This window comes from Pseudomonas sp. lyk4-R2A-8, assembly GCF_030209095.1.
Classification (GTDB): Bacteria; Pseudomonadota; Gammaproteobacteria; order Pseudomonadales; family Pseudomonadaceae; genus Aquipseudomonas; species Aquipseudomonas quebecensis.
On record NZ_JARVSS010000011.1, the window covers coordinates 221334 to 240776 of the forward strand.

18 protein-coding genes are annotated in these 19443 nt (G+C 60.2%); 11 read left to right on the plus strand and 7 right to left on the minus strand.

Translation table 11 applies throughout. From position 1 onward, the window contains the following. Positions 1-382 precede the first annotated feature (382 nt). From QRN10_RS11950 to QRN10_RS11980, 7 genes are all read left to right on the plus strand, one after another. On the plus strand, positions 383-1672 hold the full coding sequence (locus tag QRN10_RS11950; protein ID WP_266245127.1) for an MFS transporter: 1290 nt from the start codon (positions 383-385) through the stop codon (positions 1670-1672). A 270-nt stretch (positions 1673-1942) separates the two neighbouring features. Further along, the gene (locus tag QRN10_RS11955; protein ID WP_181076211.1) at positions 1943-2932 is read left to right on the plus strand and encodes a phosphate ABC transporter substrate-binding protein PstS; all 990 of its coding nucleotides are present in this window, start codon (positions 1943-1945) and stop codon (positions 2930-2932) included. 428 nt (positions 2933-3360) lie between these two features. After that, positions 3361-5394 (plus strand): ABC transporter permease subunit, encoded by a 2034-nt coding sequence (locus tag QRN10_RS11960; protein ID WP_181076573.1) that lies wholly within the window; start codon positions 3361-3363, stop codon positions 5392-5394. Between the two features lie 15 nt (positions 5395-5409). Next, complete coding sequence (gene pstA, locus QRN10_RS11965; protein ID WP_253509805.1) at positions 5410-7080, plus strand: phosphate ABC transporter permease PstA; 1671 nt, start codon at positions 5410-5412, stop codon at positions 7078-7080. A gap of 93 nt (positions 7081-7173) precedes the next feature. Beyond that, positions 7174-8007, plus strand: coding sequence for a phosphate ABC transporter ATP-binding protein PstB (pstB, locus tag QRN10_RS11970; RefSeq protein ID WP_016971675.1), 834 nt, complete (start codon positions 7174-7176; stop codon positions 8005-8007). Positions 8008-8122: 115 nt separating this feature from the next. After that, complete coding sequence (phoU, locus tag QRN10_RS11975; protein WP_053127580.1) at positions 8123-8884, plus strand: phosphate signaling complex protein PhoU; 762 nt, start codon at positions 8123-8125, stop codon at positions 8882-8884. A 168-nt stretch (positions 8885-9052) separates the two neighbouring features. After that, the gene (locus tag QRN10_RS11980; protein ID WP_181076214.1) at positions 9053-9961 is read left to right on the plus strand and encodes a response regulator; all 909 of its coding nucleotides are present in this window, start codon (positions 9053-9055) and stop codon (positions 9959-9961) included. 196 nt (positions 9962-10157) lie between these two features. Here QRN10_RS11980 and QRN10_RS11985 read toward each other — a convergent pair whose 3' ends face one another. The 3 genes from QRN10_RS11985 to phoB form a co-directional block, all read right to left on the minus strand. Then, positions 10158-11498 carry a hemolysin family protein gene (locus QRN10_RS11985; protein ID WP_053127585.1) on the minus strand — a complete coding sequence of 447 codons (1341 nt, stop codon included), beginning with the start codon at positions 11496-11498 and terminating at the stop codon, positions 10158-10160. A 268-nt stretch (positions 11499-11766) separates the two neighbouring features. Next, the gene (phoR, locus tag QRN10_RS11990) at positions 11767-13053 is read right to left on the minus strand and encodes a phosphate regulon sensor histidine kinase PhoR (RefSeq protein WP_219855147.1); all 1287 of its coding nucleotides are present in this window, start codon (positions 13051-13053) and stop codon (positions 11767-11769) included. A 136-nt stretch (positions 13054-13189) separates the two neighbouring features. After that, the gene (gene phoB / locus QRN10_RS11995; protein WP_016703132.1) at positions 13190-13879 is read right to left on the minus strand and encodes a phosphate regulon transcriptional regulator PhoB; all 690 of its coding nucleotides are present in this window, start codon (positions 13877-13879) and stop codon (positions 13190-13192) included. Between the two features lie 154 nt (positions 13880-14033). On the opposite strand from phoB, the gene QRN10_RS12000 reads away from it, so the two are divergent. Next, positions 14034-14411 (plus strand): COG4315 family predicted lipoprotein, encoded by a 378-nt coding sequence (locus QRN10_RS12000; protein ID WP_181076217.1) that lies wholly within the window; start codon positions 14034-14036, stop codon positions 14409-14411. A gap of 120 nt (positions 14412-14531) precedes the next feature. Here QRN10_RS12000 and ubiA read toward each other — a convergent pair whose 3' ends face one another. Together ubiA and QRN10_RS12010 are read right to left on the minus strand one after the other, a co-directional pair. Next, positions 14532-15422, minus strand: coding sequence for a 4-hydroxybenzoate octaprenyltransferase (gene ubiA / locus QRN10_RS12005; protein WP_266245116.1), 891 nt, complete (start codon positions 15420-15422; stop codon positions 14532-14534). Continuing rightward, positions 15422-15985 (minus strand): chorismate--pyruvate lyase family protein, encoded by a 564-nt coding sequence (locus QRN10_RS12010; RefSeq protein WP_285428455.1) that lies wholly within the window; start codon positions 15983-15985, stop codon positions 15422-15424. Before QRN10_RS12010 ends, ubiA begins: the two co-directional genes overlap by 1 nt. A 196-nt stretch (positions 15986-16181) precedes the next feature. Here QRN10_RS12010 and QRN10_RS12015 point away from each other — a divergent pair, with 196 nt between their 5' ends. The 3 genes from QRN10_RS12015 (at position 16182) to QRN10_RS12025 (ending at position 18001) form a co-directional block, all read left to right on the plus strand. Further along, on the plus strand, positions 16182-16349 hold the full coding sequence (locus tag QRN10_RS12015; RefSeq protein ID WP_122849948.1) for a rubredoxin: 168 nt from the start codon (positions 16182-16184) through the stop codon (positions 16347-16349). A gap of 36 nt (positions 16350-16385) precedes the next feature. Further along, positions 16386-17534: an NAD(P)/FAD-dependent oxidoreductase gene (locus QRN10_RS12020; protein WP_181076222.1), complete on the plus strand. Its 1149-nt coding sequence runs from the start codon at positions 16386-16388 to the stop codon at positions 17532-17534. A 191-nt stretch (positions 17535-17725) separates the two neighbouring features. After that, positions 17726-18001, plus strand: a complete 276-nt coding sequence (locus QRN10_RS12025; RefSeq protein ID WP_003176958.1) for an HU family DNA-binding protein — start codon at positions 17726-17728, stop codon at positions 17999-18001. 166 nt (positions 18002-18167) lie between these two features. On the opposite strand, the gene QRN10_RS12030 is transcribed toward QRN10_RS12025, so the two are convergent. Both QRN10_RS12030 and QRN10_RS12035 read right to left on the minus strand, forming a co-directional pair. After that, positions 18168-18737 (minus strand): imm11 family protein, encoded by a 570-nt coding sequence (locus QRN10_RS12030; RefSeq protein WP_123479192.1) that lies wholly within the window; start codon positions 18735-18737, stop codon positions 18168-18170. A gap of 85 nt (positions 18738-18822) precedes the next feature. Beyond that, the gene (locus QRN10_RS12035; RefSeq protein WP_094064410.1) at positions 18823-19434 is read right to left on the minus strand and encodes a hypothetical protein; all 612 of its coding nucleotides are present in this window, start codon (positions 19432-19434) and stop codon (positions 18823-18825) included. Between the last annotated feature and the right edge of the window lie 9 nt (positions 19435-19443).

Below are 19443 nucleotides of genomic sequence, written 5' to 3' on the forward strand. Positions count from 1 at the left end.
CCCGTGACGCTTCATGGGTATTTCAAGTGGATAGCCGTCTTTGGGAAAAACGTTTCAGCACCATACCCCGCCTGATGCGTTTCTCGTAAGGCGTACTAAAGGGAAACTCTGCCAAAACGGCTGGGTGGCGCCAACGTCGTTTTGGCACAGCAGCCCTCAAGACTGCGGGTCTGGCGCGTGCAAGGGGCGAGTATATCGACACCCATGCGCTGCGACGACCTCCCGTCGCTCATTTGGTCGGCATTTAGCCGCTGTAATGGAGCTTTTTCCGGCAACTGTGCTTCTGGTGTGCTTTTCCAGGCGATTTGCTATCTTGCCGAACCCGTCCTGGCGCAGCCAGCACCCCGGATCTGCCGTTCTGACTAATAAGAGAAGCCTTGCCATGTCCTCCGTGCCTGCAAGCAGTGCGCAACCTTCGCGCCCGCTGACCCGCAACGACTATAAAACCCTGTCGCTGTCCGCCTTGGGCGGGGCGCTGGAGTTCTACGACTTCATTATTTTCGTGTTTTTCGCCACCGTGGTCGGGAAGCTGTTCTTCCCCGTCGATATGCCCGAGTGGCTGCGCATGATGCAGACCTTCGGCATCTTTGCCGCCGGCTACCTGGCGCGTCCTCTGGGCGGCATCATCATGGCGCACTTCGGCGACCTGCTGGGGCGCAAGAAGATGTTCACCTTGAGCATCTTCATGATGGCCGTGCCGACCTTGATCATGGGCTTGCTGCCGACTTATGCGCAGATCGGCCTCTGGGCGCCGCTGCTGTTGCTGCTGATGCGCGTCATCCAGGGCGCGGCGATCGGCGGCGAGGTGCCGGGGGCGTGGGTATTTGTGTCCGAACACGTGCCGCCACGGCATATCGGCTACGCCTGCGGCACCCTGACCAGCGGCCTGACCGCCGGTATTCTGCTCGGATCGCTGGTCGCCACCGCCATCAACACCCTGTATAGCCCGGAACAGGTGTCGGACTACGCCTGGCGTATCCCGTTCCTGCTCGGTGGCGTGTTTGGCCTGTTGTCGGTGTACCTGCGTCGCTGGCTGCATGAGACGCCGATTTTCGCCGAGATGCAGCAACGCAAGACCCTGGCCGCCGAGCTGCCGCTGCGCGCGGTGCTGCGTGACCACCGTGGCGCCATCGTGCTGTCGATGCTGTTGACCTGGCTGCTGTCGGCCGGCGTGGTGGTGGTCATCCTGATGACCCCGACCGTGCTGCAGACCATCTATCACTTCAGCCCCACCGTTGCGCTGCAAGCCAACAGCCTGGCCATCGTGACCCTGAGCCTGGGCTGCATCGGCTCCGGCGCCCTGGCCGACCGCTTCGGCGCCGGGCGCGTGCTGACCGCCGGGTGTGCGTTGCTGCTGGCGACCTCCTGGACGCTCTACCACAGTCTCATCACTCATCCCGACTGGCTGTTCCCGCTCTACGCCCTGACCGGTCTGTTCGTCGGCACCATCGGCGTGGTGCCTTACGTGATGGTCAAGGCCTTCCCACCGGTGGTGCGCTTCAGCGGACTGTCGTTCTCCTACAACGTGGCCTACGCAGTGTTCGGCGGGCTGACGCCGTTGGTGGTGTCACTGCTGATGAAGGAAAGCCCGATGGGCCCGGCTTACTACGTGGCCGTGCTGTGTGTGATGGGGATGTTGGTGGGTGGGTATCTGTGGAGGCGTGGGCGCTGAACCCTGCTGACACGCAACGATAATCTGTGGCGAGTGGGCAAGCTCGCCACAGAGGTTGCTTGCTACAACAATTACAGGGTATTTCAAAAACTGCCGCGCGCTACCTCCTCGCCTCACATTCTCCCGTATTCAGGGCACTGCACCCCGCCCTCGGTCTTTGCTCCCCATACTGGCCTTTCATCTAATTGTCACATTCCAGACATAGAGTGTTCACACGGCCTACCGATACTTGGCCCCGATCCAACTATCCCTATCTGCTAGGAGCAAGGCATGAAACTGAAACGTTTGATGGCGGCAATGACGTTTGTCGCTGCTGGCGTTGCGACCGCCAACGCGGTGGCCGCTGGTGTTGACCCGGCGATTCCGGCGTATGTGAAGACCACGGGTGTGTCGGGCAACTTGTCCAGCGTCGGTTCCGACACCCTGGCCAACCTGATGACCCTGTGGGCTGAGGGTTACAAAAAGGAATACCCGAACGTCAACATCCAGATTCAAGCTGCCGGTTCCGCCACTGCGCCACCTGCGCTGACTGAAGGCACCTCCAACCTGGGCCCGATGAGCCGCAAGATGAAGGACACCGAACTGGCGGCCTTCGAGCAGAAGTACGGCTACAAGCCAACCGCTATCCCGGTGGCCGTGGACGCCCTGGCGGTGTTCGTGCACAAGGACAACCCGATCCAGCACCTGACCATGGAGCAGGTCGACGCGATCTTCTCCTCGACCCGCCTGTGCGGTGGCAAAGCTGACGTGAAAACCTGGGGCGACCTGGGCGTGACCGGTGACCTGGCCAACAAGCCGGTGCAACTGTTCGGTCGTAACTCGGTATCCGGTACCTACGGCTACTTCAAGGAAGAAGCCCTGTGCAAAGGCGACTACAAGCCTAACGTGAACGAGCAACCAGGCTCGGCGTCGGTCGTGCAGTCGATCAGTTCCTCGCTCAACGGCATCGGCTACTCGGGCATCGGCTACAAGACTGCCAGCGTGAAGACCGTGGCCCTGGCCAAAAAAGGCAGCACCGACTTCATCGAAGACAGTGAAGAAAACGCCCTGAACGGCAAATATCCGCTGTCGCGCTTCCTCTACGTCTACGTCAACAAAGCCCCGAACAAGCCGCTGGCTCCGCTGGAAGCTGAGTTCGTGAAGCTGGTTCTGTCGAAACAGGGCCAGGAAGTTGTGGTGAAAGACGGCTACATCCCACTGCCAGCCAAAGTTGCCGCCAAGGCACTGGCTGACCTGGGTCTGCAGGAAGGCGGCAAGTAAGCCACCGGTAAAATCGCCTTGAGCCCGCCGCTTGGCTGGGTTCAAGGCCGGGCAGGTCCGAAGGAGCTGGACCTTGCCTCCTAATTTCTAGTCCGCTGCCAGCCCTGCTACGCGGCGGATTTCCTGCGTCACTGCATTGTCATCTTTCTGTCATACAGGATCGCTAGGGTGTGCGCATGAATGATCTGGCCAATTCCACCATGACGACGACTTCTCCTCCCAAGCGCATTGATTTCAATACGCCTGAGCTGCAACGCAAGCGCCGCATCCGCGCGCTCAAGGATCGCTTCACTCGCTGGTATGTGCTGGTCGGCGGCCTTGCCGTGCTGGCCGCCATCACCCTGATCTTTTTCTTCCTGGCCTACGTGGTGGCGCCGTTGTTCCAAGGTGCTTCGTTGACCAAGGAAGACGCTCTCACGCCCGCGTGGATGCAAGACGCCGGCAAGCCGTTGCTGATCTCCCTGGAAGAACAGAACCAGGTCGCCATGCGGGTTTCCGACAAAGGCCAGGCACTGTTCTTTGAAGTGGACACGGGGGCCGAGCTCAAGCGCGTCGACCTGCCATTGCCGGTCGGCGCGAGCGTAGCGTCCATTGGTGAAGACCAGCCGGGCAGCCCGCTGGTGATTCTCGGTTTGTCCAATGGCCAGGCCATGGTGTTCCGCCACACCTATAAGGTTTCCTACCCGGACGGCAAGAAGACCATCACTCCCGCCATCGAATACCCCTACGGTGAAACGCCGATCGTACTGGACGATGCCGGTCGCCCGCTGGAGCACGTAGCGCTCAACGCCACCGATTCCTCGCTGGTAGCCGCAGGCTCGGCCGGTTCGCACCTGAACGTGCTGACCCTGAGCCGCGAAGAAAACATGATGACCGGTGAAGTCACCAGCGAGCAGAAGCGTATCGAGCTGCCGCAGATGACCGAGCCGGTGAAGGCGATCTTCATCGACCCGCGCCAGCAATGGCTATACGTGATCAACGGCCGCGCCCTGGCCGACGTATTCAGCCTGCGCGACAAGAGTCTCAACGGTCGATACAAATTGTTGGAAGATGGCAACGCTGAAATTACCGCCAGTACGCAACTGGTGGGCGGCATTTCGCTGATCGTCGGTAACTCCAAGGGCGGCCTGGCCCAGTGGTTCATGGCCCGCGACCCGGACGGCGAACAGCGCCTCAAGCAGATCCGCACCTTCCAGATGGGCACCGCGCCGATTGTGGAAATTACCGCCGAGGAACGTCGCAAAGGCTTCACCGCCCTGGATGCCGCCGGCAAGTTCGGTGTGTTCCACAGCACCGCGCACCGCACCCTGCTGGTGGACCCGGTGGTCGACGGCCAGGGCGTGTTCGGCCTGTCGCCACGAGCCAACCGCGTCATCGTGGAAGCTGGCGGCAAACTGCAGCCGTTGGTGCTGGACAACCCGCACCCGGAAGTCTCCTGGAGCGCGCTGTGGAGCAAGGTTTGGTACGAGAACTACGACGAGCCTAAATACGTCTGGCAATCAACCGCCGCCAACACCGACTTCGAACCCAAGATGAGCCTGGCGCCGCTGACATTCGGCACGCTCAAAGCTGCGTTCTACGCCATGCTGCTGGCCGCGCCGCTGGCCGTTGCCGCCGCGATCTACACCGCATACTTCATGGCCCCGAGCCTGCGTCGCAAGGTCAAGCCGGTGATCGAGCTGATGGAAGCGATGCCGACGGTGATCCTGGGCTTCTTCGCCGGGCTGTTCCTGGCGCCGTATGTCGAGGGGCATCTACCGGGGATTTTCAGCCTGCTGATGCTGTTGCCGATTGGCATCCTGGTGGCCGGTTTTATCTTCAGCCGCCTGCCTGAATCCCTGCGCCTGCGTGTGCCCGATGGCTGGGAAAGCGCGATCCTGATCCCGGTGATCCTGTTCGTGGGCTGGCTGTCGCTGTACATGAGCCCGTACCTGGAAACCTGGTTCTTCGGCGGCGACATGCGCATGTGGATCTCCCACGACCTGGGCATCACCTACGACCAGCGCAATGCTCTGGTGGTGGGCCTGGCCATGGGTTTTGCGGTAATCCCGAACATCTATTCCATTGCCGAAGACGCCGTGTTCAGTGTGCCGCGCGGCCTGACCCTGGGCTCCCTGGCCCTGGGCGCCACGCCGTGGCAGACCATGACCCGCGTGGTGATCCTGACCGCCAGCCCGGGCATCTTCTCGGCGCTGATGATCGGCATGGGCCGCGCCGTGGGCGAGACCATGATCGTGCTGATGGCCACCGGCAACACCCCGGTGATGGAGATGAACCTGTTCGAAGGCTTGCGCACCCTGGCGGCTAACGTTGCGGTGGAAATGCCCGAGTCGGAAGTGGGCGGCAGTCACTACCGCGTGCTGTTCCTCTCGGCGCTGGTGCTGCTGCTGTTCACCTTCATCATGAACACCCTCGCCGAGCTGATTCGTCAGCGTCTGCGCAAGAAATACTCGTCGCTTTAAGAAAGGTAGAAGTCTGTGAAACAGAACTCCCTGAATGGATGGTTCAAGAGCGGCGCCCCCGGCGTCTGGATCAGTGGTGGCGCGGTATCCATCGCGGTCATCATGACCATTGGCCTGCTGGCTGTGATCGCGGTGCGTGGTCTGGGCCACTTCTGGCCGGCCGACCTGATCCAGGCCAATTACAACGTGCCGGGCCAGGCCAACCACATCGTTATCGGCGAAGTGGTGCAGAAAGAAGAAGTGCCGCGCGAACGGCTTAAAAGCGCAGGCCTGCCGGTGCCCGACGAGGGCCCGGAGTTCATGACCCGCGAGCTGATCAAGGTCGGTAACAGGGACTTGAACGGCAACGACTTCACCTGGATCGTCGGCGAGTGGTTGCAGGACCAGACCAAGCCGAAAGAGCTGATGACGATCGAGCGTCGTGAGTGGGGCAACTTCTACGGCACCCTGGTCAACGTCAAGCAGGACGGCAAGGTCATCGCTGAAGGCGAGGCCGCGTGGCCGGAGCTGCAGGCGCGGGTCGAGCGCGTCAACAAGCTGGCCGCTCAGCTCAAGAGCCTGGAAAAAACCGATATCGGCGCGATCAACGCCGGCCTGGAACGCATCCGCCTGCACGGCCGCAAGCTGGAGCTGGAAGGCAAGCTCGACGCCGCCGCCCAGGCCGATATGGACGCCGACCGCGCCGAGCTGAATGCACGCTACCAGGACATCGAAGCACGCCTGGCCGACCTGCACGCGCAATTCAATCGCGATGCGCTGACGGCCCGTGACGGCAATGGCAAGGAAGTGGAAATCGGCATCGGCAAAGTGGTGCACGCTTACCAGCCCAACGCCATGGGCACCATGACCAAGATCGGCTTCTACTTCAGCAAAGTCTGGGAATTTCTCAGCGATGACCCGCGGGAAGCCAACACCGAAGGCGGGATCTTCCCGGCTATTTTCGGCACCGTAATGATGACCCTGATCATGGCGATGATCGTCACCCCGTTCGGTGTGCTGGCGGCGGTGTACCTACGCGAATACGCCAAGCAGAACACCCTGACCCGCATCATCCGCATCGCCGTGAACAACCTGGCGGGTGTACCGGCCATCGTCTACGGCGTGTTCGGCCTGGGTTTCTTCGTGTATGTATTGGGGGGCTCGGTCGACCGCTTGTTCTTCGCCGAAGCACTGCCGGCGCCGACCTTCGGTACACCGGGCCTGCTGTGGGCCTCGCTGACCCTGGCGCTGCTGGCGGTACCGGTGGTGATCGTGGCCACCGAAGAAGGCCTGGCTCGGATCCCGCGCACCGTGCGTGAAGGTTCGCTGGCGCTGGGCGCGACCAAGGCGGAGACGCTGTGGAAGATCGTACTGCCGATGGCCAGCCCGGCCATGATGACCGGCATGATCCTCGCCGTGGCCCGCGCCGCCGGTGAAGTGGCGCCACTGATGCTGGTAGGCGTGGTGAAACTGGCGCCGTCGCTGCCGCTGGACGGCAACTACCCGTACTTGCACCTGGACCAGAAGATCATGCACCTGGGCTTCCATATTTATGACGTCGGCTTCCAGAGCCCCAACGTCGAAGCCGCGCGACCGCTGGTGTACGCCACCGCGCTGTTGCTGGTGCTGGTGATCGCCACGCTCAACCTGTCGGCGGTGTGGATTCGTAACCACCTGCGCGAGAAGTACAAGGCGTTGGACAGCTGAATCTATTAGCCACAAGCGGCAAGCTACAAGCCGCTTTTGCTCAAATCTTGCAGCTTGCAGCTAAAAGCTTGCAGCTTCGAACGGAGTGAGACCATGCAACACGAAACCCATTCCCACGGCATCAACATGTCTGCCCTGGGTCGCGACAAGCAGAGCCTGAGCCTGGCCCAGGAAACCGTGGCCATCGAAGTGCCGGGCCTGAGCCTGTACTACGGTGAAAAGCAGGCGCTGTTCGATGTCAGCATGAACATTCCCAAGCAGCGCGTGACCGCCTTCATCGGCCCGTCGGGCTGCGGCAAGTCCACGCTGCTGCGTACCTTCAACCGCATGAACGATCTGGTGGACGGCTGCCGCGTGGAAGGTGCCATCAACCTCTACGGCAGCAACATCTACCGCAAGGGCGAGGACGTGGCCGAGCTGCGTCGCCGGGTCGGCATGGTGTTCCAGAAGCCCAACCCGTTCCCCAAGACCATCTATGAAAACGTGGTCTATGGCCTGCGCATCCAGGGCATCAATAAAAAGCGCATCCTTGACGAAGCCGTCGAGTGGGCGCTCAAGGGCGCGGCGCTGTGGGACGAGGTCAAGGACCGCCTGCACGATTCGGCGCTCGGTTTGTCCGGCGGTCAGCAGCAACGGCTGGTGATCGCGCGAACCATCGCCGTGGAGCCGGAAGTGCTGCTGCTGGACGAACCCTGCTCGGCCCTTGACCCGATCTCGACGCTGAAAGTGGAAGAACTGATCTACGAGCTTAAATCCAAGTTCACCATCGTCATCGTGACCCACAACATGCAACAGGCGGCGCGCGTTTCCGACTACACCGCGTTCATGTACATGGGCAAGCTGGTGGAGTTCGGCGACACCGATACCCTGTTCACCAATCCGGCAAAGAAACAGACCGAAGACTACATCACCGGTCGCTATGGCTAGTTGGGGCAGCTGCAAGCCGCCAGTTTCAAGCGGCAAGTAAAAGCAGTTCAACGGAACGACACACATCAGCTTGCGGCTTGTAGCTTGCGGCTTACAGCTTTTGCGGAGCAAACGCATGATTAGCAAAGAAGGCCTTACCCATCACATCTCTGCGCAGTTCAACGCCGAGCTTGAGGAAGTGCGCAGCCACCTCCTGGCGATGGGCGGGCTGGTGGAGAAGCAAGTCAACGATGCGGTCACCGCGCTGATCGAGGCCGACTCGGGCCTGGCCCAGCAGGTGCGGGAAATCGACGACCAGATCAACCAGATGGAACGCAACATCGACGAAGAATGCCTGCGCATTCTCGCCCGTCGCCAGCCGGCGGCATCGGATTTGCGTTTGATCATCAGCATCTCCAAGTCGGTGATCGACCTGGAGCGCATCGGCGACGAAGCCACCAAGATCGCGCGTCGTGCCATCCAACTCTGCGAAGAAGGCGAAGCGCCGCGTGGTTACGTAGAGGTGCGGCACATCGGCGACCAAGTGCGCAACATGGTGCGCGATGCCCTGGACGCGTTTGCTCGCTTCGACGCCGACCTGGCACTGTCGGTGGCCCAGTACGACAAGGTCATCGACCGCGAATACAAGACCGCCCTACGCGAGCTGGCTACCTACATGATGGAAGACCCGCGCTCTATCTCGCGGGTCTTGAGCATTATCTGGGTGCTGCGTTCGCTGGAGCGCATCGGCGACCACGCGCGCAATATCTCGGAGCTGGTGATTTACCTGGTGCGTGGTACCGACGTACGGCACATGGGGCTCAAGCGCATGAAAGCCGAAGTTGAGGGCTCAGCCGACCAAATCCCTAATGTTCCGGGCGAACCTGACGATAAGTAAGTTGCCCGAGAAATTAACGCCCGGCCTTTGGTCGGGCGTTTTTGTTTGTGGCATCTGAATTATTTGCGCGGCGGGTGAAAGAAAGTCCCGACGTGACTGCAGAGTTTTTGGCAAAATGCCATCAGTCAGGCGTTCTGCGTGCCGCGGTTTTTATAGGATAAAGGGTCGATGAGTAAAGTCAGTGTATTGGTGGTGGATGACGCCTCGTTTATCCGCGACCTGGTGAAGAAGTGCCTGCGTAATTACTTCCCCGGGATCAAGCTTGAAGATGCGGTGAACGGCAAGAAGGCCCAGACCATCCTGATGCGCGAGTCGTTCGACCTGGTGCTGTGCGATTGGGAAATGCCGGAAATGTCCGGGCTGGAGCTGCTGACCTGGTGCCGCGAGCAGGCCCATCTGAAGGCCATGCCGTTTGTGATGGTGACCAGCCGGGGTGACAAGGAGAACGTAGTCCAGGCGATTCAGGCCGGCGTGTCCGGCTACGTCAGCAAGCCGTTTACCAACGAGCAATTGTTGAACAAGGTCAAGCAGGCCCTGCACAAGGTTGGCCGTCTCGATGCTTTGGTCGCCAGTGCGCCAACCAAGATGAATTCGGCGTTCGGTAATGACTCGCTCAGCGCCCTGACCGGCGGTAAGCCCGAAGCCGTCAAGGGCGCCGCCCCCGTCGCCGCTGCCGCGCCCAATCGTGGCCTGCTCAACACGCCACCGGTACAAGCGCCGGCCGCATCGCCGGCCCAGTCCGGGCGTGGCCAGGGCCAGTTGCGGCTGTCCAGCGGCACTCAGCAATGCGTCATCAAGGCGCTGAGCATCAAGGAAGCGCTGCTGGTAGTACGCCGTGGCGAGATCCTGCCACAAGTGCTGGAAAGCGCAGTGCTGGACCTGGAACAAGGCGAGAACGCCGAAGTGGCGCGCCTCAACGGCTACCTGCACGCCATCGTCGCCTTCGAGCCCAAGCCGGACAGCGATTGGCTGCAACTGACCTTCCGCTTCATTGACCAGGACGCACAGAAGCTGGACTACATCTCGCGCCTGATCGCACGGGGCACGGCGCAGAAGCATTTTGTGCCGGGTGCCTGATTCTCAAGCGGCGCACGTGTGAGTGTGAGAGCCGGCTTGCTTGCGCATAAGGGGTGTCAGTCCCGGATCAGTGGCTGACACACCGCGTTGCGAGCAAGCCCGCTCCCACATTTGATTTTCATTGCAGCATACAACGTTGCCATGAGTGCTCAGCCCGTCGGCGGCCTAAGCCGGCTTTGCGTCGGGCAACTGACGGTCAATCCAGCAGCAGCACCTTGGCCAGTACGATCTTCGGCCCTTTCATCTTCTTGATGATGATCCGCAGGCCCTCAACCTCCAGCACCTCTTCTTCCTCCGGCACGCGCTTGAGCGTGTCGTAGATCAGCCCGGCCAGGGTCTCGGCTTCGATGTGGTCCAGGTCCACGCCCAGTAGGCGTTCTACCTTGAACAGCGGGGTGTCGCCGCGCACCAGCAGCTTGCCCGGCTGGTACGCAAGAATGCCGCGCTCGGCCTTGCGGTGTTCGTCCTGGATATCGCCGACCAGCACTTCCAGCACGTCTTCCATGGTCAGGTAGCCGATGATCTTGCCATCAGCTTCTTCCACCAGAGCGAAGTGAGCACCGCCCTTGCGAAACTGCTCCAGCAACTGCGACAACGGCATATGCCGAGACACGCGTTCCAGCGGACGGGTCAGCTCGGCCAGGTTGAAGGATTCGGGGATGTGGTCCAGTGCCGCCAGTTCCAGCAGCAGGTCCTTGATGTGCAACAGGCCCACGAACTCATTGCGCACCGCGTCGTATACCGGGTAGCGACTGAACTTGTGGCGGCGGAACAGCGCGAGAATTTCCTTGAGCGGAGCGTTGAAGTCCAGTGTCACCAGGTCTTCACGGGAATTGGCCCAGTCCACCACTTCCAGCTCGCCCATTTCAACGGCCGATGCCAGTACCCGCATGCCTTGGTCGCTCGGGTCCTGGCCACGGCTGGAGTGCAGGATCAGCTTGAGTTCTTCGCGGCTGTAATGATGCTCGTGGTGCGGGCCTGGCTCGCCTTGGCCGGCGATACGCAGGATCGCGTTGGCGCTGGCGTTGAGCAGGTAGATCGCCGGGTACATGGCCCAGTAGAACAAGTACAGCGGCACGGCCGTCCACAGCGACAGCAACTCGGGCTTGCGGATCGCCCAGGACTTGGGCGCCAGCTCGCCGACCACGATGTGCAGGTAGGAAATCACGAAGAACGCCGCAAAGAACGACACACCCTTGATCACTTCCGGCGACTCTACGCCCACCGCGCCCAACAGCGGCTCGAGGATGTGCGCAAACGCAGGCTCACCGACCCAGCCCAGCCCCAGGGAGGCGAGGGTGATACCCAGCTGGCACGCCGACAGATAAGCGTCGAGCTGGCTGTGTACGGTGCGCAGGATCTGCCCGCGCCAACCGTTGGTGTGGGCGATGGCTTCAACGCGGGTCGAGCGCAGTTTGACCATGGCGAATTCCGCCGCAACGAAAAAACCGTTGAGCAGTACCAGGATCAGAGCAAAAAGAATCATGCCGAAGTCGGCGAAGAGTGTGGCGAAGGTGATACCAGGGGAAGGGTCCATGATGGGGTTTTGCAGGTTCCATGTGTTCAATAAGGGGTGACATGCACGCCTGAAAGGCAGGCGCAAGTCGGCCAATGTAGCGGCTGACGGGGCGCTTGCCTAGTGCCCGCCGCCGGGTGGGACATGGAATGTATTTCCCGAGACGCTGAAGATCCACCGTGGAAGGGGGCTTGCCCACGATGGCGGTGGATCAGTTATGGATAAGTTGACTTCACTCCCGTCATCGGGGGCAAGCCCCCTCCCACATTAGTCTTATGGTGTTTTTGGGTTATTCATCTAGGCCGATCGCCCGCGAGCGGGTCATCTGAGCGGGCGGAAAGTGGCAGGTGAACGTACTGCCATGCCCCAGCACGCTGCTGATCTCCAGGCGCGCGCGATGGCGCAGCAGCACGTGCTTGACGATGGCGAGGCCCAGCCCGGTGCCGCCGGTGTTGGAGTTGCGGCTGGAGTCGACGCGGTAGAAACGCTCGGTCAGACGCGGCAGGTGCTTGGCATCGATGCCGATGCCGGAGTCCTGCACGCTCAGGTGCGCGCCTTGCTCGTCGGCCCACCAGCGGATGCGAATGGTGCCCTGATCCTGGGTGTATTTCACCGCGTTGAACACCAGGTTGGAGAACGCGCTGCGCAACTCGCCTTCGCTGCCCTTGAGCAGCACCGCCGGGTCGGCTTCCAGACTGATCTGCTGCCCGCGCTCGCCCGAGAGGGCCTTGGCGTCATTCTTGATGGTCTGCAGCAGGCTTTGCACCGCCACCGGATGGTTGTCGGAGGGGTAGTCGGTGGCCTCCAGCTTGGCCAGCAGCAACAGGTCGTTGAGCAGGGTCTGCATCCGCGAGCCCTGCTGCTGCATCTGCTGCAGCGCGCGGCTCCAGCGTGGGTTGATCTCATCGACGTTATCCAGCAGCGTCTCCAGGTAACCGCAGATCACCGTCAAAGGGGTGCGCAGCTCGTGGGACACGTTGGCGACGAAGTCCTTGCGCATCTGTTCCAACTGGTGGATACGCGTGACGTCACGCACCAGCATCAGGTGCTCGTTGTTGCCGTAACGCGTCAGGTACAGCTGGATACGCACACGGTCGTTGGTGGGTGAGGGGATTTCCAGCGCTTCGTCGTAATTGTCCTGCTCGAAATATTCCTTGAAACGTGGGTGGCGTACCAGGTTGGTCACCGGTTGGCCGCTGTCCTGGGGCGTCTTGAGGCCCAGCAGGGTTTCGGCGGCGCGGTTCCACCATTCCAGGTTGCCGTCGCTGTCGAGCATGATCACAGCGTCTTTGAGGGCCGCGGTGGATTCCTGCACGCGGTCGATCACCGCCTGCAGGCGCCCGCGTACCCGCTGGTCGCGACGTTGCAGGTGGTAGATGCTGTCGAACACTTCGCCCCACAGGCCGTAGCCGTCGGGTGGTGCTTCGTCGGGTTTGTGCTGGCGCAGCCATTCATGCAGGCGTAGCAGTTGCTTGAGGGTCCAGGCCAGGTACAGGCCGATGCCGATCGCCAGGCTCCAGCCGTAATAACCACTGATCAGGCCCACCAACAGGCAACCGGTGACCAACAGGAGCATGTGGCGGATCAAGGTGCCATGCCAATTCGAATTCACTTGAAAATACGTCCTTGGGGCAGCTTCAAGGTGCAAGCTGCAAGCTTCAAGTTAGAGCGATGCGGCGTTCTCTTGCCGCTTGTAGCTGACTGCTTGCTGCTCAACTTTTGGTCGAAAACCGATAGCCGGTACCGCGCACGGTTTGTACCAGATTCTCGTAGGCATCACCCAAGGCTTTGCGCAGGCGGCGAATATGGACGTCCACGGTGCGTTCTTCCACATACACGTTGCCGCCCCACACCTGGTCCAGCAGTTGACCGCGGGTGTAGGCGCGTTCCTGGTGGGTCATGAAAAATTGCAGCAGGCGGTATTCGGTGGGGCCCATCTCGGCCGGTTTGCCGTCGATGGTCACGCGGTGGCTGATCGGGTCCAGCAGCAGGCCGCCGACTTCAATCGGCGCTTCGCCGTCGGTAGGGCCGGCACGGCGCAACACAGCCTTGAGCCGTGCGACCAGTTCCCGTGGGGAAAAGGGTTTGGTGATGTAGTCATCGGCACCGACTTCCAGGCCCTGGATTTTGTTGTCTTCTTCGCCCTTGGCGGTAAGCATGATGATCGGGATATCCCCGGTCAGTTCGTCACGCTTGAGGCGTCGGGCCAACTCAATGCCGGACGTGCCGGGCAGCATCCAGTCCAACAGGATCAGGTCCGGCTTGCGGTCGACGATAATGGCATGGGCCTGCTGAGAGTTCTCTGCCTCCAGGCAGTCATAGCCGGCCATTTCCAACGCAACGGCGATCATCTCGCGGATGGGCGCTTCGTCGTCAACAATCAGAATGCTCCTGCCAACCATGCTCAAAATCCTCTTGTCATTTAACTGTCTTGCGCCGCATTAGATAACGGAATTATTGCAGTCGTGTGACAGTAATTTAGTCGCCTGGGCAATTAGCGGCACTCTGGACTACCCTTTGGGTCCGAATCCTGACAACCACAAAAGGAAGGTTCCGATGACTTACAGCACTGTTTCCTGGAAAGCCCTGATGGTAACGGCAGCGTTGACCCTGCCAGGCCTGGCGTTCGCGGCGGAGCCGGCGATGACCCAAGGTGGGTTGTTGGTGGATCACAAGGGGTTGACCCTTTACACCTTCGACAAGGACGCCGATGGCAAGTCCGTGTGCAAGGACCAGTGCGCGACCAACTGGCCGCCGCTGAAGGCAGAGTCCACTGACAAGTCGACAGGCGATTGGACGGTCATCACCCGCGACGACCAGACCAGCCAGTGGGCCTACAAAGGCAAGCCGGTGTACACCTACAAGGATGACAAAAAGGCCGGTGACAAGTCCGGCGATGGCAAGGGTGGCGTGTGGCATGTAATCAAGCCCTGATTTCTGGGCGCTGCTCAAACCATCGGGGGCAAGCTCCCTGCCACATTTGAATGTCTTCACACATCAAAAGGTGGGAGGGGGCTTGCCCCCGATGAGGCCCGATCAGACAGCGCAAAAACCTCAGCGAAACGCGTAATCCGCCACAATCCCGAGAAAAATCGCCAGCCCGGCCCAATGGTTGTGCAAGAACGCCTTGAAGCACTTCATGCGATCGCGATCGCGGGTGTACCAGGACTCCCAGGCAAAACACCCAGCCGCCGCCAATAAGCCCAGGTGGAACCAGCCCCCCAGGTCAAACCGTGCGCCGGCCAGCAACAGGCACGCCAGTGAAAGGCCTTGCAGCGTCAGGATGATCACGCGGTCAGCATCGCCAAACAGAATGGCGGTGGATTTCACGCCGATCTTCAAATCGTCATCGCGGTCAGTCATGGCGTAGTAGGTATCGTAGGCCACCGTCCACAGCAGGTTGGCGATATACAGCAGCCAGGCCGTGGCGGGCAGATGACCGGTCTCGGCAGTGAATGCCATGGGCATGCCCCAGGAAAACGCCGCCCCCAGCACCACCTGCGGGTAATAGGTGTAGCGCTTCATGAACGGGTAGCTGACCGCCAGCGCCAGGCCGCCCAGCGACAGCCAGATGGTGGTGGCGTTGGTCAGCAATACCAGCAGGAAACTGATCAGCATCAGTACCGCAAAGAACACCAGCGCCTCTTTGGAACTGATTTTGCCGCTGGCCAACGGGCGCTGCGCGGTGCGCTTCACATGGCCGTCGACCTTGCGATCAGCCCAGTCGTTGATCACGCAACCGGCAGCGCGCGTCAGCGTAACGCCCAGCACGAAAATCACGATATTGATCAGCGAGGGCGAGCCCTTGCCGGCAATCCACAATGCCCACAGTGTCGGCCACATCAACAGGTAGATACCGATGGGCTTGTCCATGCGGGTCAACTGAACGAAGTCCCAGGCCCTGGGATTCAGGCGGTTCAGGGATTGGAGGAGGCGTTGGTACATCAGCGGTTCTCCGAAGGGGCGTGCAGTGCATCCCAGAAGCTCGGCAGGAAGACTTCCGCCACCAGCACGCTCAGTGCGCCCCGGTCGAAACGTGAGCGGCGGGCCCATAACCCATCGACCTGATCCACCGTAGGCAGCCAGTGCCGGGGGTAGTGGCACACTTCAATGGCCTGGCGGGTGAACGCGCGGTCGCAGAACAGCAATTCACCCAGCGAACGGCTGCCCAATTCGTCCATCTGCAGCCCGTCGCCCTGCAAGGCACTGCGCGCCGCCACGCTGCGGGCAAATACCCAGGGCTGGCCATGCCCGCGCAGATACACCTCGCGTACCCAACCGATACTGGCCGGGGGCAGCTCCAGCGCGGCGCACTCGTCCTCGCGCAGCGGCTGCCAGCCCTCCAACAGCGGCGTCACGCTGAAGCCACCGTTGGACAACCCGGTCAACCGCCGCGTCAGTGAGCCTTCGTCGAACAACCAGTCGAGGGTCGACGGCGCGGGCGCAGGGTTCAGAAGGCTCTGGGGCAGCCATCGGCAGACAGCGGGGCGGGTGAGTGAGTGCGGCACGGCGAGTCAGTATTGGCAGCAAAAGAGGCGGCGAGCTTACCATGGCGTCCCGGTCTTTTGCCGGGCTCAACCGTCCCGTTGAGTCGATCGCGCTTGCATCTGCAGGCCCCGATCAGTACAAAACGCCCTGAGCCGCGTGGCAACGCTGGATCCATCGACCGCCGGCCAATATGCCTGGACCCTGAGGAAGCGAGTAATGAAGAAGTGGCAATGTATCGTCTGTGGCCTTATCTACAACGAAGCGGACGGCTGGCCTGATGACGGCATCGCGCCGGGCACTGCTTGGCAGGACGTCCCGGAAGACTGGCTGTGCCCGGATTGCGGCGTGGGCAAAATGGATTTCGAAATGATCGAAATCGGCTGATCTGAAAATTAAGAAACGTACTACAAGGAGAAAGGAATGAACGCACCTGTCGTGATCATCGGCACAGGGTTGGCCGGTTACAACGTGGCCCGAGAGTTTCGCAAGCTCGACAGCGAGACCCCATTGCTGCTGATCACCGCGGATGACGGGCGCTCCTACTCCAAGCCCATGCTCTCCACCGGTTTTGGCAAGAATAAGGAAGCCGATGGCCTGAGCATGGCTGAACCTGGCGCCATGGCCGAGCAACTTAAGGCCGAAGTGCGTACCCACACCCGCGTCAGCGGCATCGACCCTGGCCACAAGCGCCTGTGGATCGGCGAGGAAGCGGTAGCCTACCGTGACCTGATCCTGGCCTGGGGCGCCGAAACCGTGCGCGTACCGGTCGAGGGCGACGCCGCCGAGCTGATTTTCCCGATCAACGACCTTGAAGACTACGCGCGCTTTCGCGCCGCTGCCGCCGGCAAGCGCCGCGTGCTGGTACTTGGCGCCGGCCTGATCGGCTGCGAATTCGCCAATGACCTGATCCTGGGCGGCTATGAAATCGACCTGGTCGCGCCGTGCGAGCAAGTCATGCCGACCTTGCTGCACCCGTCAGCGGCGGCGGCGGTGCAAGCCGGCCTGGAAAGCCTTGGCGCGCGTTTCCACCTGGGCCCGGTGCTCAACCGCCTGCAACGCACGGCTGACGGCCTGGAAGCGCACCTGTCTGACGGCGAAGTGATCCACTGCGACCTGGTGGTCTCGGCCATCGGCCTGCGCCCACGCATCGACCTGGCCGCCGCCGCTGGCCTGCAGATCAACCGCGGCATCATGGTTGATCGCCACCTCAAAACGTCCCACGCCAACATCTACGCCCTGGGCGACTGCGCCGAGGTCGACGGTCTTAACCTGCTGTACGTCATGCCCCTGATGACTTGCGCCCGCGCCCTGGCCCAGACGCTGGCCGGCAACGCCACGGCCGTCAGCTACGGGCCGATGCCCGTCACCGTTAAAACGCCGGTCTGCCCGCTGGTGGTCTCCCCTCCGCCACGCGGCGCCGAGGGCGTGTGGAGCGTCGAAGGGCAGGGCGCTGATATCAAGGCGCTGTGCCGCGACGCCAGCGGCCGGCTGCTGGGCTACGCGCTGACGGGCACCGCCGTGATGGAAAAACTCGCGCTCAACAAAGAACTTCCGCCGTTGCTGGCATAAATACCGGTCGTTCTGTCGGATTCAGCACATTTTTCCACTTAGAAAGGTCGCCGCCAGACTGGCGCGGCGTTCGAGGGCATGCCATCCTCACTTCCGTCTGCCGCAGAGTAGAGCCTGCGGCGCTTTGGGCGCCGCTCCGTCAGAGAGCGGCACGGACATAACAACAAAAAACCGTCAAAGAGGCTTCACTTATGCGTAAACCAGAACTCGCAGCCGCCATCGCTGAAAAAGCCGATCTCACCAAGGAACAGGCCAACCGCGTCCTTAACGCCGTTCTCGAAGAAATCACCGGCGCCCTGCACCGCAAGGACAGCGTCACCCTGGTGGGCTTCGGCACCTTCCTGCAACGCCACCGCGGCGCCCGCACCGGCAAAAACCCGCAAACCGGCGAGCCTGTGAAGATCAAGGCGAGCAACACCGTTGCGTTCAAGCCGGGTAAGTCGCTTAAAGACACTGTTAACGCGTAAGGGCGTTACCGTCTCGAAGGGGGCGGGGTGGTAGGGAAAAATGGGCACGCCGACTGGGTTGGGTGCCCATTTTTTGTGGGGTGCTGTACGGCGTTGGGCTTTTGATCTGGAGATAAAGGGGCGAATTATTTTATTGATCAAATAGATCCTTCCCGTTGGGACGCACTCAGACTTGAATACCCTTGGAGCAGTCTATAAATCGAAGACCCTTTAGCTGGGATGCTTCGCACTGCTGCTTGAACTGTTGGGAAACAAAGATGCGTTGTGAACTTTCCTTCGCCCTTACGATATGGTGACTGCCTAAAGTCGCAGACGGCAAGCTTTGAAGGGTCGTGAAGGCCAGCGGACCGTCAGGCATAAAGCTGAAAATGGGACCATGCTGAGAGTTATTCAAATCAATACAAGGTAATGTCTGGACCACGTTGAATACATAGTAGCCGTCCAGCTTCTCTTCTTTTAGGTAAACGTCAGCAGGAAAAAGCTGGACGTCTTCAGGAAAGTCACGTAGCACGTTAGCCAGTGCCTCACTTACAAATTCGATCGTGTCACTTTGAAGAAGATCGAAAGACAGCAGGCGAGACGTGCTGACCTTTTTTTTATTTCTAAAGGTTGGAGTTTTAGTGATTGATAATTGTTGTTCCCCGCTGATGAAAAATAGATGGTCGGGAGAAGCTTTCTGGTCGTATTTGAACCAGTAACTTTCCGAGTATTGTTCACTGATTTCTAATAAGTGCATATTATTTCCCGCAAGAACCTAAGGGGTAAGATTTATTTAAAGTCCCTATCCGGATTAAATAGATTCGTCCCCTTTATTGTTAACTTTATGCCTGGTTTTTATAGGGAGTAAATGATTGATTGGCGATGTAGAAGCCTAGCCCTTTGTCACCTTTGAACCGGTTTTCTATCATGGCATCAGCCAAATCTTGGGAAATCAAAAGGTCGCCAGAATCACGCTCACGGGCAATCCCATCCATTCCTGCGGCGGTATCACGAAGCCAAATTTCATTGAAGTACAGTATTGAGCCACTGTCAGAGAGCTCCGGTACCGACTTGCTGTGATCAACAGCGCTAATCGCTTGGGCAGCATTGACGATGTAATAGCCGTCATCCACGGCCTCTCCGTTTGCAGTAATACTAGCGGGTTTCAAGAGCTGAATATGATGGTTAGCTTTCTGCATGAGAAAATCTGCCAACCTCTGGCTCACCAACGGTATGTCACCCAGCAACCATAAGCAGTCATACGCCAATAGCTTTTTCTTTTGGCATGGGAAAAATATTTTTGGTCTATCCATGTCGGCGGGATAAGGCTCGCCTGACAGTAGCGATAAATAATCAAAGTTCGATCCCGCAGTCTCATACGAGCCGATCTCGGCATCGTATGAGCCCAGCAGTTTTTCGCTGTGATAGATAGGCGCTTTCCAGCTTAAGATCATTTCTAGATA